The 15,298-nt window shown below is 31.2% G+C and carries 13 protein-coding genes and 2 tRNA genes; 11 read left to right on the top strand and 4 right to left on the bottom strand.

Annotated features, from left to right (window positions below; translation table 11 throughout):
• Window positions 1-142: 142 nt before the first annotated feature.
• The 4 genes from QZ824_RS07410 to QZ824_RS07395 all read right to left on the bottom strand — a co-directional run bounded on the left by QZ824_RS07410 (window position 143) and on the right by QZ824_RS07395 (window position 4,399).
• Window positions 143-2,119, bottom strand: coding sequence for a KUP/HAK/KT family potassium transporter (locus QZ824_RS07410; RefSeq protein ID WP_291275383.1), 1,977 nt, complete (start codon window positions 2,117-2,119; stop codon window positions 143-145).
• A 93-nt stretch (window positions 2,120-2,212) separates the two neighbouring features.
• Complete coding sequence (locus tag QZ824_RS07405; protein WP_291275382.1) at window positions 2,213-2,890, bottom strand: response regulator transcription factor; 678 nt, start codon at window positions 2,888-2,890, stop codon at window positions 2,213-2,215.
• Window positions 2,883-3,905 (bottom strand): ATP-binding protein, encoded by a 1,023-nt coding sequence (locus tag QZ824_RS07400; protein WP_291275384.1) that lies wholly within the window; start codon window positions 3,903-3,905, stop codon window positions 2,883-2,885. Before QZ824_RS07400 ends, QZ824_RS07405 begins: the two co-directional genes overlap by 8 nt.
• Window positions 3,906-3,964: 59 nt before the next feature.
• Entirely contained in the window at window positions 3,965-4,399 is a 435-nt protein-coding gene (locus QZ824_RS07395; protein ID WP_291275381.1) for a nuclear transport factor 2 family protein, read from the bottom strand.
• Between the two features lie 132 nt (window positions 4,400-4,531).
• On the opposite strand from QZ824_RS07395, the gene panB reads away from it, so the two are divergent.
• From panB to QZ824_RS07340, 11 genes are all read left to right on the top strand, one after another.
• On the top strand, window positions 4,532-5,350 hold the full coding sequence (gene panB / locus QZ824_RS07390; protein ID WP_291275380.1) for a 3-methyl-2-oxobutanoate hydroxymethyltransferase: 819 nt from the start codon (window positions 4,532-4,534) through the stop codon (window positions 5,348-5,350).
• Between the two features lie 27 nt (window positions 5,351-5,377).
• Complete coding sequence (locus QZ824_RS07385; RefSeq protein ID WP_291275379.1) at window positions 5,378-6,073, top strand: RluA family pseudouridine synthase; 696 nt, start codon at window positions 5,378-5,380, stop codon at window positions 6,071-6,073.
• A gap of 68 nt (window positions 6,074-6,141) precedes the next feature.
• Complete coding sequence (tpx, locus tag QZ824_RS07380) at window positions 6,142-6,642, top strand: thiol peroxidase (RefSeq protein WP_291275378.1); 501 nt, start codon at window positions 6,142-6,144, stop codon at window positions 6,640-6,642.
• A 66-nt stretch (window positions 6,643-6,708) separates the two neighbouring features.
• Entirely contained in the window at window positions 6,709-7,077 is a 369-nt protein-coding gene (locus QZ824_RS07375; protein ID WP_291275377.1) for a diacylglycerol kinase family protein, read from the top strand.
• 12 nt (window positions 7,078-7,089) lie between these two features.
• Window positions 7,090-9,579, top strand: a complete 2,490-nt coding sequence (locus QZ824_RS07370; RefSeq protein ID WP_291275376.1) for a DNA translocase FtsK — start codon at window positions 7,090-7,092, stop codon at window positions 9,577-9,579.
• 15 nt (window positions 9,580-9,594) lie between these two features.
• Window positions 9,595-10,239: an outer membrane lipoprotein carrier protein LolA gene (locus QZ824_RS07365; protein ID WP_291275375.1), complete on the top strand. Its 645-nt coding sequence runs from the start codon at window positions 9,595-9,597 to the stop codon at window positions 10,237-10,239.
• A 5-nt stretch (window positions 10,240-10,244) separates the two neighbouring features.
• On the top strand, window positions 10,245-12,248 hold the full coding sequence (locus QZ824_RS07360) for an LptF/LptG family permease (RefSeq protein ID WP_366844337.1): 2,004 nt from the start codon (window positions 10,245-10,247) through the stop codon (window positions 12,246-12,248).
• Between the two features lie 25 nt (window positions 12,249-12,273).
• Window positions 12,274-13,404: a 3,4-dihydroxy-2-butanone-4-phosphate synthase gene (gene ribB, locus QZ824_RS07355; protein WP_291275374.1), complete on the top strand. Its 1,131-nt coding sequence runs from the start codon at window positions 12,274-12,276 to the stop codon at window positions 13,402-13,404.
• 130 nt (window positions 13,405-13,534) lie between these two features.
• Window positions 13,535-13,619, top strand: a tRNA-Ser gene (locus QZ824_RS07350).
• Between the two features lie 45 nt (window positions 13,620-13,664).
• Window positions 13,665-13,749 (top strand) — tRNA-Ser (locus tag QZ824_RS07345).
• Window positions 13,750-14,026: 277 nt separating this feature from the next.
• Window positions 14,027-15,271, top strand: coding sequence for a site-specific integrase (locus QZ824_RS07340; RefSeq protein ID WP_291275373.1), 1,245 nt, complete (start codon window positions 14,027-14,029; stop codon window positions 15,269-15,271).
• Window positions 15,272-15,298: the final 27 nt, after the last annotated feature.

Below are 15,298 nucleotides of genomic sequence, written 5' to 3'. Positions count from 1 at the left end.
GTTTAGTATCCAATATCCAATAAATGAATTACTTCCATGTGTAAAACGTTCAATGGTTCCAATTTTTTCTTTACCATTTTTAAGAAGTAATTTTACTTTTTTGTTTGAAAGCTGTTCCCATTTTTCAAATATGATTTTTGATTTATCTAGTTTCATAATTTTCTCTTTTAAGTTCAATTTTTGTAATTGGTTGATAAAGTAATGGTACTTGTTCTATAATTACATCACTTTTGTCTAATCCAAATGCTTTTTCATCAGATATGCCTATTTCTTTTAAATAACGATAACCATTTAAAAGCAAATTGTCTTTAATTTTAAATTCATTTTCAACGGATAAATATTTTTCTAAAACCACAAATTTAAAATCGGGTTCATTGTTATACTTTGTTGAACCATCTGGTCTTACGTGTAGATTTAACTCTTTGTTTGCTACTAATTCTTGGACTATTTTTTTAAAATACAACTCGGTTTTTGGCTGAATTCTAAATCCGACATTTATATTAATTTTAATCACTTTATCATCTATAAGTTCGGTTACATTGTAACTTAATGTGTATGGTTCATTTGTTCTATTTAGGTGTAAAAACCAATAGACATCGGCACGTTTTGGTTTTTTTGAAAAAATTGATTTGATAATTTTTTCTTCTATATGATGTCTTCTATCTGCTTTAGATAAATAAATTAAATGAGTAGCAAATTTTGGTATGGAATCATCTTCACTTAATTCTGCTAATTGATGACTGTATTTACCTAGTTCAGTGAATTTGGTATAGCGATTATGAATTTTTCGAGCTTTATACCAGATATACATCACCATAAAAATGCCTAATTCAAAGAATAAAAACATCCATCTTTCTTTTATTTTAGCAACATTTGCAATGAAAAATGAAGATTCTACTATAGCGAAAAGTCCAACAATTGACCAAACTGCTATGGGTTTCCATTTTAGGCGGTATCTCAAGAAATAACCTAATAATAAAGTTGTCATCATCATAGTTATGGTTATTGAAAAACCATAGGCAGCTTCCATATGTTCAGATGAACGGAAGTATAAAATCATTAAAACGCATCCAAACCACAATACATAATTCACACTCGGAATATAAATTTGACCTTTAGTTTCTGAAGGTTGACGAACGGCCACTCTTGGCCAAAAGTTTAAGTTTATGGCTTCACTAATTAAAGTATAACTACCACTAATAAGTGCTTGAGAGGCAATAATTGTAGCCAAAGTTGCTATGACAATACTTGGTAGTAAAAACCAATTAGGAATAATTTCAAAAAAAGGATTTCTGCCATTTAAGAAATCTTCATTTTGATGCATTAACCAAGCTGCTTGACCAAGGTATGCTACCACTAAACACGTTTTAACATAAATCCAACTTATTCGAATGTTTTTTATGCCACAATGTCCTAAATCAGAATACAAAGCTTCAGCTCCAGTTGTACATAAAAATACAGAGCCAAGTAACCAAAAACCTTTTGGATATTGACTTAGCAATTCATAGGCATAATAAGGATTTAAAGCTTTTAAAATATCAATATGTAATGTTATTTGATTAATACCAACTATGAATAACATTGAAAACCAAACCAACATAATTGGTCCAAATAATTTACCAATTGTTTGTGTTCCAAAACGTTGAAAAAAGAATAAAAGCGATAAAATTAAAACTACAATACTTACGGTGATTGTATTTCCAGGTTGAATAATGTTTTTAAACTGATCAACCATTCCTAAGCCTTCAATTGCAGAGGCAACTGAAATTGGTGGTGTAATAATTCCATCCGCAAGTAGGGTAGTAGCTCCTAAAATTGCTGGAATCACTAATTTTTTTCCATAACGTCTAACCAAAGCATATAAAGAAAAAATCCCACCTTCTCCATTATTATCTGCTTTTAAAGTCAGCCAAATATATTTGATTGAGGTCTGAATAACCAAGGTCCAAAAAATAGCAGATACTCCACCATAAACTAATATTTCTTCAATTTTTCTTGTTCCAATAACTGCTTTTAAAGCATATAATGGACTAGTTCCAATATCACCATAAATGATACCAAGTGCAACTAATAAACTTGCTGCAGTGACTTTGTTGCTAAAGCCGTGTTTTGTTTCCATAAATAAGTAAAATAATTATGGTACAAAGTTCGGCTGTATCTTATAGGGAAAATATAAAGAATACAGTTGGGAGTATAAAGAAATTATAAAGATTTATTGAAAGCGATATCCCACGCCACTTTCTGTAATTATATGGTCTGGAGCATTTGGATTATTCTCAATTTTTTTTCGAAGTGTACCAACAAAAACTCTAAGATATTGTGTTTCAGTTTGTGAACCAACTCCCCAAATTTCTTTTAAAATAAATTGATGTGTTAATACACGACCTTCATTTTTAACAAAGAGTGCTAATAGATTGAATTCAGTAGCAGTTAACTTTATAACAGCGTCATTTTTTTTGACTACATGAGCAACCAAATCAATTTTTAATGGACCAAATTGAACTAAAGTGTCATTGTTTTCAGATGTATTCCTACGAATTGAGGCCCTAATTCGAGCCATTAATTCAGCATTTCGGAAAGGCTTTGTTAAATAATCTGTTGCTCCATTATCTAGTGCTTTTACAATATCTTCTTCTTGATTTAAAACCGATAAAATGATAATTGATTTATTATACCATGAACGTAGTTCTTTTAAAACCTCATGACCACTTTTATCTGGTAATCCTAAATCTAAAATAATAACTTCAGGAGAATGATTAGCAGCTAATAAAATACCTTGTTTTGCATTTTCAGCATGAATAACTTTGTAATCATTACTTTCTAGTGTTATTTCTAGTAGCTTTCTGATTTGAGGTTCATCATCGATAACAAGTATATCAGCCTTACTCATTTTTTAAGTTATTTATATAGGTAGTTTCTACAGGTACAAAAATATCAAATTTCAAACCATTTGGCTGAATGTTTTTTACTTCAATTGTACCGTTTAATGCATCTGTAAATCCTTTTACTATTGATAACCCTAATCCAGTTCCACCAGTTATTGTTTGTGGTACTCTAAAAAATTTATCAAAAATATAAGGTAAATGTTCTTCAGGAATGCCGTTTCCATAATCTTGAAAGCTTATATGTAAAATTTGATGATCTATTCCTAACTGTATTTGAATTGGTTTTTCTTCAGGAGTGTATTGTAAAGCGTTTTTAATTATATTGATTACAATTTGTTCTAAGAAACCAATATCAGTTTTACAAATAGGTAAATTATCATTGGCTTGAAATTCAATTCGGCTATTATTTTGAAAATTATTTTTTATAAATCGAAACATTTCTTCATTGATATCACACCATTCAAATTTTGGAACAAGTAAACCTGATTCCAGTCGACTCATATTTAAAAGATTTTCTACATGATGATTTAATTTTAATCCTGCAATTTGAATTTCTTGTAGTAAAAGATGTTTGTTTTCAACGGTTATTTTTTCTTCATATTCTTTCAGAATATCAGTGGAACCAATTATAGTTGAAATTGGAGTTCTTAATTCATGTGAAAGCGAATTGAGTAAGGTGTTATATAAATGAAAAGTTTTTTCTTTTTCTTCCTTTTCTCTTGCTTTTTCTTCGATTTTTTTAAGTTTAAATTGTAATACAGCATTAATTAACGCAACTGCAAAATACATTATAAATAATAATAAATCTTCGGGGTTTGAAATGTGAAAAGTAAAAATTGGTGGGATAAAAAGAAAATTCCAAGTTAAAGCACTTAAAATTGCAGATAAAATAGTTGGTTTAATGGTAAAAAACATTGCATGTATTGAAACAAGCATAAGTAAAATTAAAGCAACTATTTTATAATTAAATACATTTTTCAGAAGAAAACAACCTAAAACGGTGATAAGAATTGAAAGCAATACCCATAAGTATTGCTTTTCTTTTTTTATTGTATTTAAATAGGCTACATTCAATTTATTTATTTCTTTCTTCTCGTATCAATCAAATGTACAATTTTCCATTGATTATTTTCAAAAAATAAAGTAAATGAATTGACACCAGAATGACTAAAATTACCATTAACATAAAATTCATAAGGTGTCCAAACATGAGCCATGGCACCATCAATTTGAATTTTATAGTCTAACAGACGTTCTTCAAACTGTAATTCTTTTGGAAATTTTGTAAATGATTGAAAAAAAGTTTGAGCAGTTTCTTCACTGTATTTAGTTCCTTTTTTTGTTTCAGCAATTGATTGTAGTACCATTTTAGGATGACAAACAGCTTTTATTTTTAAAGTGTCTTTTGTATGAAATCCTTCAAAAAATGTAATTATGCTTTGTTTGACTTCTGCTTCTTGTGCTGTTGAAATCATTGAAAAACAAAATATAAAAAGAAGACCAATTTTTTTCATAAGTGAAATGTTTAATTACTTAGTAGTTTTTATTTAAAAAATGTTACATTCCATAACTTTTGTATTAATTTTACAAAATATTTAGCACGTAGTAGCTAAAACTTATTTTTGATATTTGAAATCTATACGATTATGTCTGTAGCAAAAAGCGATTATAAAAGAGTGACGACTAAATCACTTTTCGATATGAAACAAAAAGGAGAGAAGATCTCCATGTTAACGGCTTATGATTATACCATGGCCAAAATTGTAGACACCGCAGGAATTGATGTTATTTTAGTAGGCGACTCTGCAAGTAACGTTATGGCAGGTCATGAAACAACATTACCTATTACGTTGGACCAAATGATTTACCACGCTTCTTCTGTTGTGCGTGCTGCTGAAAGAGCGTTGGTAGTGGTAGATTTACCATTTGGAAGTTACCAATCGGATTCTAAAGAAGCGCTTCGATCGGCTATTCGAGTGATGAAAGAAAGTGGGGGACATGCCGTTAAATTAGAAGGAGGAAAAGAAATTAAAGAATCAATCAAGAAAATTCTTCAAGCCGGTATTCCAGTTATGGGACATTTAGGATTAACGCCTCAATCGATTTATAAATTTGGTACTTATACTGTACGAGCAAAAGAGGAAGCTGAAGCAGAAAAGTTAATTGAAGACGCGCAATTGTTGGAAAAAATCGGCTGTTTTGCTTTGGTTTTAGAAAAAATTCCAGCTAAATTGGCGCAACGTGTGGCTGAAAGTATATCTATACCTGTAATTGGAATTGGAGCAGGTGCAGGAGTAGATGGGCAAGTACTCGTTCTTCATGATATGGTAGGAATGACACACGAATTCAGTCCGAGGTTCCTAAGAAGGTACATGAATTTGTTTGAAGACATGACAAAAGCAATCAGTCAATATGCAGCAGATGTAAAATCGAGAGATTTTCCTAATGCAAACGAACAATACTAAGGTTTAAGAAAAACGTGACCTAAAAATATGTCTGAAAAAATAGTTTCTACTAAAGATAATTTGCAAATTTTATTTGAAGATAATCACTTAATAGTAATAAACAAAAGAATAGGAGATTTGGTGCAAGGAGATAAAACGGGTGATGCGCCATTATCTGAAATTGTTAAAGAATATATCAAAGAAAAATACCATAAACCTGGTGCTGTTTTTTTAGGGGTTATTCACCGCTTAGATCGCCCAACTTCGGGTATTGTGGTTTTTGCTAAAACATCTAAAGCCTTAACGCGTTTGAATGAAACATTTAAAAATAGAGAAACGCAGAAAACGTATTGGGCTATTGTGAAAAATCAACCACCTTTAACTGAAGATACGCTAATTCACTTCATTAAAAGAAATCCAAAAAATAATACGTCTAAGGCACATAAAAACGAAGTTTCTGAAAGTAAAAAAGCGAGTTTGTCCTATAAAATCAGTAAGAAATTAGATCATTATTATGTTTTAGAGGTCGACTTGCATACTGGCAGACATCATCAAATTAGAGCTCAATTAGCTGCAATTGGTTGTCCTATTAAAGGAGATTTGAAATACGGTTTCGACCGAAGTAATCCTGATGGTGGTATTCATTTGCATGCCAGAAAATTAACATTAATTCATCCAGTTACAAAAGAATTACTTGTTTTTGAAGCCTCTCCACCAAATGATGTGTTGTGGAATGAAGTGTAATTTTAGTAAAATATTGTGAATGCAGTACTAATTAATTTTTGTATTTTTGGACACATAAAAAAATTGATATGGCAACAGTAACTTTAGGAGGAAATCCAATACACACAAATGGCGAATTACCAGTAATTGGTTCAAAAGCGCCTGAATTTAAATTAGTTGATGCTAATTTAGGAGAAATTTCATTAGCAAACTATACTGGTCAAAATGTTATTTTAAATATTTTTCCAAGTGTCGATACTGCTACATGTGCTACATCTGTACGTACATTTAACAAATTAGCTTCTGAATTACCTAATACAAAAGTATTATGTATTTCTAGAGACTTGCCTTTTGCTCAAAAACGTTTTTGTGGTGCAGAAGGTATTGAGAATGTAGTGAATTTGTCTGATTTTAGGGATGCTTCTTTTGCAAAAGACTATGGTGTTTTGTTGACTGATGGTGCTTTAAACGGGTTACATGCAAGAGCAATTGTAGTAATTGATGACAAAGGTCAAGTAAAGCATACAGAATTAGTGAGTGAAATTGCTAATGAACCAAATTATGATGCAGCTTTAAATGCATTAAAATAATAAAAAGTTTTTTCAAACACTCTTGCTGTGTCAACTGCAGGAGTGTTTTTTAATGTTACGAAATAGATGAAACAAGACAATCAATTTGTATCAGGTAGAATAAAGAGTATTAAATATGCGGTTTTAGGGGCTTACAAATTAGTTACTACAGAACATAGTGTCATGGTTCAATCTTCACTTGCAGTTGTGATGACTGCTGCTGGTTTTTATTTTAAAATCTCAAGAGAAGAATGGATGATGCAAATTTTAGTGTTTGGGCTAGTATTAGCTATCGAAGGACTTAACACAGCTGTTGAAAAAATAGCCGATTTTATTCATCCAGATTACCATGAAAGAATTGGTTTTATTAAAGATATAGCTGCTGGTGCAGTTATGTTTGCAGCCATGAGTGCAATAGCAGTTGGGGCATTAATATACCTACCAAAATTACTTTAATTCGCATAATGAATGGCAAAAAAAGAGTCTAAAAATATACCTGAATCAAAGGATACTACTTCAATTTTAAAAACGTCAAGAGCACAAAAATTTGTTTTTGGAGTTTTTTTAATTTTGGTTGCATTAGTATTGTTTTTATCTTTTCTTTCCTACTATGTTTCAGGAATAAATGATCAAAGTCAAGTAGAGGCAATAGCTGATCGTTCGGTTCAAGTAGAAAATTGGTTAGGTAAAACTGGTGCATGGTTGGCAAATTTCTTTCTTTATAAAGGTTTCGGAATAGCATCTTTCATACTGGTTAAAATTATTTTTATGATTGGCGCCTATTTAGTGGTTGATTTACCTTTAGCTAAATTGAAGAAAAGTATTTTTTGGGATTTATTTTTAGTACTTAATTTATCTCTATTATTAGGCTTACTTTGGGATGTTATTCCTCATTTATCGGGTATTGTAGGATATGAAATTCATAGTTTTATTGCTGATTATACAGGGATTGTAGGAACGATATTTGTACTCATTTTCAATCTTACCATATTTTTAATTTACAAAATTAAAATGTCTCCTGACAAGGTTAAGGATTTCTTGGAAAAGAAAAATGAATCTATGGAAGATGAATTAATAGTTGGAGAAGATAATATTACACAAGTGCCTATTGCTGAAACTAAGGAAATTGAAGAGAAACTTCCTGTTGAAACCATGCCAGTTGTTAGCCATAAACAAGTAGTAGAAGAGGTCGATGATGACGATAGTTGGCAAGATATGAAAGTGATTCAACGTCCTGATACTACTTCATTTGAAGTTAATAAGGAAGCATTAAAGCCTACGATTCAGCATGCATCTGAGATACAAATTCCAAAGGAAATTCCTTTAGACGCAGTCACAAAAGAACCGCAAATCATCCCTACTGAAGATGCTTCTTTTGTAATTGAAAAACCTGAAGAAGAAGATATTGTTGAGGAAAGTCTAGCACAAAAATTAGTACAAGATTTTGGTGAATTTGATCCTACGTTGGATTTGTCTAATTACAAATTTCCTTCCATTGAATTGCTTAAAGAATACAGCGGGAGTGGTATTACCATTAATCAATCTGAGTTAGAAGAAAATAAAAATAGAATTGTTGATACTCTTCGTAATTATAAAATTGACATTGCTCAAATTAAAGCAACCGTTGGTCCAACAGTAACATTATATGAAATTGTTCCTGAAGCAGGAATCCGTATTTCTAAAATTAAAAGTTTGGAAGATGATATTGCCTTATCATTAGCGGCTTTAGGAATTCGTATTATTGCACCAATTCCAGGTAAAGGTACCATTGGTATTGAAGTGCCAAATGCAAATCCTTCCATGGTTTCAATGAAAGGGGTAATAGCTTCTCCTAAATTTCAACAAGCAGAAATGGAGTTGCCAATCGCTTTAGGAAAAACAATTTCTAATGAAACTTTTGTAGTTGATTTAGCAAAAATGCCCCACTTGTTGATGGCTGGTGCAACAGGACAAGGTAAATCAGTCGGCTTAAATGCGGTTTTAACGTCTATTTTATATAAAAAACATCCAGCAGAAGTTAAATTTGTTTTAGTCGATCCTAAAAAAGTTGAATTAACACTATTTAATAAAATTGAGCGTCATTATTTGGCTAAATTACCTGATGCCTCTGATGCCATTATTACAGATAATGCAAAAGTTATCAATACATTAAATTCATTATGTGTGGAAATGGATAACCGTTATAACTTATTGAAAGATGCCTCGGTTAGAAACATTAAAGAATATAATGAAAAGTTCAAAAACAGAAGGTTAAACCCTGAAAATGGTCACCGCTTTTTACCTTACATCGTGTTAGTAGTTGATGAATTTGCAGATTTAATTATGACCGCAGGTAAAGAGGTTGAAACACCAATTGCTCGTTTAGCTCAATTGGCTCGTGCTATTGGTATACATCTTATTATCGCCACGCAGCGTCCTTCAGTAAATGTAATTACAGGTATTATTAAAGCTAATTTTCCTGCACGTATTGCTTTCCGTGTAACTTCTAAAATTGATTCGAGAACCATTTTAGACAGTCAAGGCGCAGATCAGTTGATTGGACGTGGAGATTTATTATATACACAAGGTAATGATTTGGTTCGTGTACAATGTGCTTTTGTTGATACACCCGAAGTAGAGCGAATTTGTGAATTCATAGGGTCGCAAAAAGCATACCCTAATGCTTATTTATTACCAGAATATGTAGGAGAAGAAGGAAATGGCATAAATTTAGATATTGATATTTCTGAACGTGATTCTTTATTTAGAGATGCAGCAGAAGTAGTAGTAACAGCGCAACAAGGGTCCGCTTCTTTAATTCAGAGAAAATTAAAATTAGGATACAATAGAGCCGGTCGTTTAATTGATCAATTAGAAGCCGCTGGTATTGTAGGTCCATTTGAGGGAAGTAAAGCTAGAGCTGTTTTAATTTCTGATCTAGTGGCACTAGAACATTTTTTAAATAACGAACAAAAATAATTGATTAAAATAGAAATGAGAAATTTTTTGAAGATTACCGCTTTATTTTTATTGGTAGTAAGTGCACAAGCTCAAGAAAAAAATAAAGCAAAAGCCTTATTAGATCAAGTAGTGGCTAAAACCAAGTCATATAAAAATATTGTAATTGATTTTAAGTATTCTATATACAATGCTAAAGAAAAAATCAATCAAGAAAGCAAAGGAAATGTAGCTATGGAAGGCAACAAGTATGTGCTTAATTTTATGGGTATGACAAAACTATTTGATGGTAAAAAAGTTTACACTATTGTACCAGAGGATGAAGAGGTAACCATTTCTAATTATGATGAATCAGATGCCAATTCTATTTCACCAAACAAGATTTTTTCTTTTTTTCAAAAAGGGTTTACTTATTCAATGGATATTAAACAAAAAGTAGGTGGAAAACCAATTCAATATGTAAAATTAACGCCAACGAATGCAAAAGACCAGCGTAAGGAAATTTTAATAGGAATTGATACAAAAACAAAACAAATTTATAACTTAATTGAATTGGGTAAAAACGGAACAAAAACAACGTTAACTGTTGCCTCATTTAAAGTTAATCAGACATTAGCTAAAACATATTTTACGTTTGATAAAGCGAAGTATCCAAAGTATTACATCAATAAAGCTGATTAATTCCTGTGAAAATAATAGATAAATATTTATTAAAATCTTTTTTGATTACGTTTACTTCGGTATTCGTTATTCTTTTTTTTATTTTCGTTTTACAAAGTATTTGGCTTTTTATTGCGGAATTAGCGGGTAAAGACTTGGATTTTATTACCATTTTGAAATTCATTTTATTTTATTCACCTATAATGGTGCCGCTGGTGTTACCACTTTCAATTCTATTGGCATCTATCATGACTTTCGGTAGTATGGCAGAAAATTATGAATTTGCAGCAATGAAATCAGGAGGCATTTCCTTAAAACGTGCCATGCGTGTCTTGGTTTATTGTACTTTGATCATGAGTTTAATAGGTTTTCTTTTTTCTAATAACATTATTCCAGAAGCACAATATAGGTTTGTTAATTTACGTAAATCAATTCTTCAAACAAAACCAGCGATGGCCATAGGTGAGGGGCAATTTAATAAAATAGGAACCACATTTAATATTAAAGTAGAGAAAAAGTCTGGCGAAAATGGTGAATTTCTAGAGGGAGTTACGATGCATATGAAAAAAAATGAATTTTCTCCCGTGACTACCGTAATTCGTGCTAAAAGAGGCGTGCTTAAAAGTGATGATCATACCAATATTTTACAATTGGATTTAATTGATGGTTATTATTATGAAGATATTTATTCGTCAAAAATAGAAGAAAGAAACAAAATGCCTTTTGCAAAAAGTAGTTTCAAAAAATATACTATTAATATTGATTTAGCCTTGTTAAATGGAAGTAATGAAGACTCTGGAGAGGTTGTTAATGCACATAATATGTTAAACATGAGTGAATTGAAATACACAATTGATTCACTAGAACGAAATTATAAAAAAGACGTTTTGTCCTATAGCGAAAATTTAGATCAAAAAACTAAAGAGGCAAATGAGTTATTTAATACCCAAAGTTTACTTAATGTAGATCAGTCCTCATCAAAAGATTTTAATAAAGATTTATTAGACTTATTTGCTCCTGATAAGAGAGCAGCAATTAAAGAAATTGCTAAAAGTCAAGCAAGCAATGCTGTTTTTACTATGGATGGTTATGTGTTTGATTTAGAAATTAAAAGAAATTACATCAATGATTATTGGATTTCTTTTTATGATAAGTTAATAGTAGCTTATTCATGTATGTTAATGTTCTTCATTGGAGCCCCACTTGGAGCAATTATCAGAAAAGGAGGCGTAGGATTACCTATTGTATTTGCAGTGCTTATTTTCATAACATTTAATTTTGCTAATACATTTGGTAAAAAATTAGCAGGACAAGATGCTATTCATCCATTTATAGGTGTGGCGGCAGGAGCTTTGTTATTAACACCATTAGCTATTTTCTTAACAAGAAGAGCTACTAATGATCAAAATGTTACTATTAATTTAGATTGGTTGATTGAGCCAATCAAAAACTTATTTTCTAAATTAAATTTGGATGACTTAAAAGCTCAATATGCAAGGACTTCATTAGACACAATGAGTATCAATTATGATGATTCAGATTACCAAGATTTATTAAAAAGGGATACGAATATATTAATTGAAATGGTTGCAAATACCTTGCAATTTGGTTATCCTAATTTATACAGAAAAAAAGCATTAAAAATATTAGAATCAAGAGGAATTACTCAAGAAGAGTTAGAATTGGAAAATAAATTAATCGATTTAGATTATTTAGAAATGTATTACTTAACGGAAGAATATAAGCGTACTTCAAAAGCCGCTTTAGTATTTTATATATTAGCCATTATTTTTGTAACATTGGTTAAACTGAAAATACTATTTGGGCTATTTGCTGCTATTTTTGTGGTTTTCACATTTCTATTTGTTTTTAAATCGACAACTTATGTTAGCGTCATTGAAAATAAAACAACTAAGAAAATACTAATTAATAAAATTATTCTTTTAGTTGGGGCTTTCCCTTTCTATCCAATCTTTTATTTTTATAATCAATCAAAAATAAAGGAAGTACTAGCAGAATATAAAAAATAATATAAGTAAACACACAACAAGCAATATGAGTAAAACCATCCAACTCAACACCATTGAAGAGGCTATAGAAGACATTCGTCAAGGAAAAATAATAATAGTAGTTGACGACGAAGATAGAGAAAATGAAGGTGATTTTTTAGCTGCAGCAGATAAAGTAACACCTGAGATGATTAATTTCATGGCAACACATGGAAAAGGATTAATCTGCACGCCTTTAACCGAATCAAGATGTAAAGAATTAGAATTACATGCTATGGTATCAAATAACACGGATAACATGGAGACAGCTTTTACTGTTTCGGTAGATCTTAAAGGTAATGGAGTAACTACAGGAATATCAGCATCAGACCGTGCAAAAACCATTGAAGCATTAGTGAGTCCAGAAACCAAACCTTATGAATTGGGTCGTCCGGGTCATATTTTTCCACTTATTGCAAAACAAGGAGGAGTGTTAAGACGTACGGGACACACTGAAGCTGCGATTGATTTTGCCCGTTTAGCAGGTTTTTCTCCAGCAGGTGTAATCTGTGAAATTATGAATGATGACGGAACTATGGCTCGTTTACCACAATTAGTAGAAGTAGCCAAAAAATTTGATTTAAAATTGGTTTCTATTGAAGATTTGGTTCGCTACCGCATGCAACACGATAGCTTAATTAAAAAGAAAGAAGATTTTGAAATAAAAACTAAATTTGGAACATTTAGATTACGTGCTTATTTACAAGTAACCAATAAAAAAGTTCATATTGCATTAACTAAGGGAAGTTGGAAGAAAGGAGATGAAGTGGTTACTCGTATCAACTCTACACAAATTACAAATGATATTTTAGGGAATTTAACCTCTAAAGAAGATAAACATTTAGAGAATATTTTCGCTAAAATGGAGCAATATGATAGTGCAGCTATTTTGTTTATCAACCAAGAATTGCAATCTACAGATTTATTAGACCGCATTTCTGAATTGAGAAAATTACAAGAAGAAGGTATATTTGAAGCGCCAAAAATTAAGATTGATACTAAAGATTTTGGTATTGGGGCCCAAATTTTACATGATATAGATATTACTAGAATCAAATTAATGACCAATTCTTATCAAAGTAAGCGAGTAGGAATGATTGGATATGGTTTAGAAATAACTGATTATATTAATTTTTAATGCTAAGTGATAAAGATAAGCATTGGATAATCAATTGATTAAAAAATAATCTAAAAAAAGTTAAATATTTCGTTTGGAGATTATAAAAAAGAGGCTATATTTGCAGCCGTAATAATCGAAACAGATTATTGGAGGAATGGCAGAGTGGTCGAATGCGGCAGTCTTGAAAACTGTTGACTGTAACAGGTCCGGGGGTTCGAATCCCTCTTCCTCCGCAAAGAATTACATAATAAACGACTAATCATATCTTTTTTGATATTGGAGAAATGGCAGAGTGGTCGAATGCGGCAGTCTTGAAAACTGTTGACTGTAACAGGTCCGGGGGTTCGAATCCCTCTTTCTCCGCTGAAAAAAATCCTAAATGGTGTCAAAACCCTGAAAATCTTATGATTTTCGGGGTTTTTTGCTTTTGCTGATATACCAAATTATTCATTGAATCTTATTGCTAAAGGGACTAAATCGAGACCCTAGAAAAAACTAGAAATCTAGGGTCTCGCTAAAATCCCTTAACCCTTGTAAACACTGGGTTTAAGAATGCGTTTAATAGCTAGTTCATTCATTAAACATCTTGTTTGGCTTGGATTGCGAATTTAAATTGATAAATAATTAATTAGTCAGTAAAATGAAAGCGAAAGTAAACCTGCATTTTTATGCAAAATCCACCAAGGCTAATGCCAAAGGGCAATTTCCAATTTATGTCCGTCTTACTGTAAATGGAATCAGAACAGAATTCAGTACAAAAAAATTTATTGACCCTACCCGATGGTTATCGGAAGCGTGTAAAATGAAAGGTGCTACAGATGAAGCTCGTTCAATAAATAGTTATCTTGATTTAATAAAATCTAAAGTATTGGATATTCAAATGGAGTTAATCCATAAAAATGAAAATCTAAACATTGAAAACTTTAAAGAATTACTTTTTGGTTCGGAAGAAAAACAACGTATGCTTGTTCCAATTTTCGAGGACCACAATAACAAAATCAAAGAGTTGGTTGGCAAAGAATATGCACCAGGAACATTAGAACGTTACAAAACTTCATTGAGTCATACTAAAGAATTTTTACAATGGAAATATAAAGTTTCCGATATCGAGATTAATAAAATAGATCATGCCTTTATAACCGATTATGAATTTTGGTTGCGAAGCGTTAGAAATTGTGCCAACAATACCGCAGTAAAATACATCAAGAACTTCAATAAAATAATCAAGCTTTGTTTAGCCAATGACTGGCTTGATAAAAATCCATTTGCGAATTACAAATCGAAAGTTAAAGAAGTTGAGAGAGTTTATTTATCTGAAAAAGAAATTCAAAATATCATCAACAAAGATTTCAAAACCGAACGATTGTCTTTAGTTCGCGATATCTTCCTTTTTAGCTGCTTTACTGGACTTGCTTATGTAGATGTCAAAAATTTGACAAAGTCGCACATAAGCATAGGTATTGATGGCGAGAAATGGATTTTTACACACAGACAAAAAACCGAAACCGCTTCTAAAATTCCAATTCTTCCAGTAACGCAAATGATTATTGATAAATATGCCAATCATCCACAAAGCAGTAATCAAGATAAACTACTTCCCATTCTTACCAATCAAAAAATGAATGCCTATCTAAAAGAAATAGCCGGAGTTTGTGAGATTGAAAAAGAACTAACCTTTCATATTGCACGACACACTTTCGCAACAACCGTAACACTTACAAATGGTGTTCCAATAGAAAGCGTTAGCAAGATGCTTGGTCATAAAAATTTGAGAACCACACAACATTACGCTAAGGTTTTAGATAGAAAAGTAAGTGAGGATATGATGATTTTGAAGAATAAATTTACTTTAACAGATGCTGCATCAAATACCAAGGCTATTTAAACAATTATAAAAAATATAGTTTAATTA

This window comes from Flavobacterium sp., assembly GCF_021151785.1.
GTDB lineage: Bacteria > Bacteroidota > Bacteroidia > Flavobacteriales > Flavobacteriaceae > Flavobacterium.
This window is presented reverse-complemented; position numbering and strand designations above follow the sequence as displayed.

What these genes read in the sequence shown, in the direction of transcription:
- QZ824_RS07410 (WP_291275383.1), bottom strand. Translation starts at nt 2,119, where the DNA reads ATGGAAACAAAACACGGCTTTAGCAACAAAGTCACTGCAGCAAGTTTA.
- QZ824_RS07405 (WP_291275382.1), bottom strand. Translation starts at nt 2,890, where the DNA reads ATGAGTAAGGCTGATATACTTGTTATCGATGATGAACCTCAAATCAGA.
- QZ824_RS07395 (WP_291275381.1), bottom strand. Translation starts at nt 4,399, where the DNA reads ATGAAAAAAATTGGTCTTCTTTTTATATTTTGTTTTTCAATGATTTCA.
- panB (WP_291275380.1), top strand. Translation starts at nt 4,532, where the DNA reads ATGTCTGTAGCAAAAAGCGATTATAAAAGAGTGACGACTAAATCACTT.
- QZ824_RS07385 (WP_291275379.1), top strand. Translation starts at nt 5,378, where the DNA reads ATGTCTGAAAAAATAGTTTCTACTAAAGATAATTTGCAAATTTTATTT.
- tpx (WP_291275378.1), top strand. Translation starts at nt 6,142, where the DNA reads ATGGCAACAGTAACTTTAGGAGGAAATCCAATACACACAAATGGCGAA.
- QZ824_RS07375 (WP_291275377.1), top strand. Translation starts at nt 6,709, where the DNA reads ATGAAACAAGACAATCAATTTGTATCAGGTAGAATAAAGAGTATTAAA.
- QZ824_RS07370 (WP_291275376.1), top strand. Translation starts at nt 7,090, where the DNA reads ATGGCAAAAAAAGAGTCTAAAAATATACCTGAATCAAAGGATACTACT.
- QZ824_RS07365 (WP_291275375.1), top strand. Translation starts at nt 9,595, where the DNA reads ATGAGAAATTTTTTGAAGATTACCGCTTTATTTTTATTGGTAGTAAGT.
- ribB (WP_291275374.1), top strand. Translation starts at nt 12,274, where the DNA reads ATGAGTAAAACCATCCAACTCAACACCATTGAAGAGGCTATAGAAGAC.
- QZ824_RS07340 (WP_291275373.1), top strand. Translation starts at nt 14,027, where the DNA reads ATGAAAGCGAAAGTAAACCTGCATTTTTATGCAAAATCCACCAAGGCT.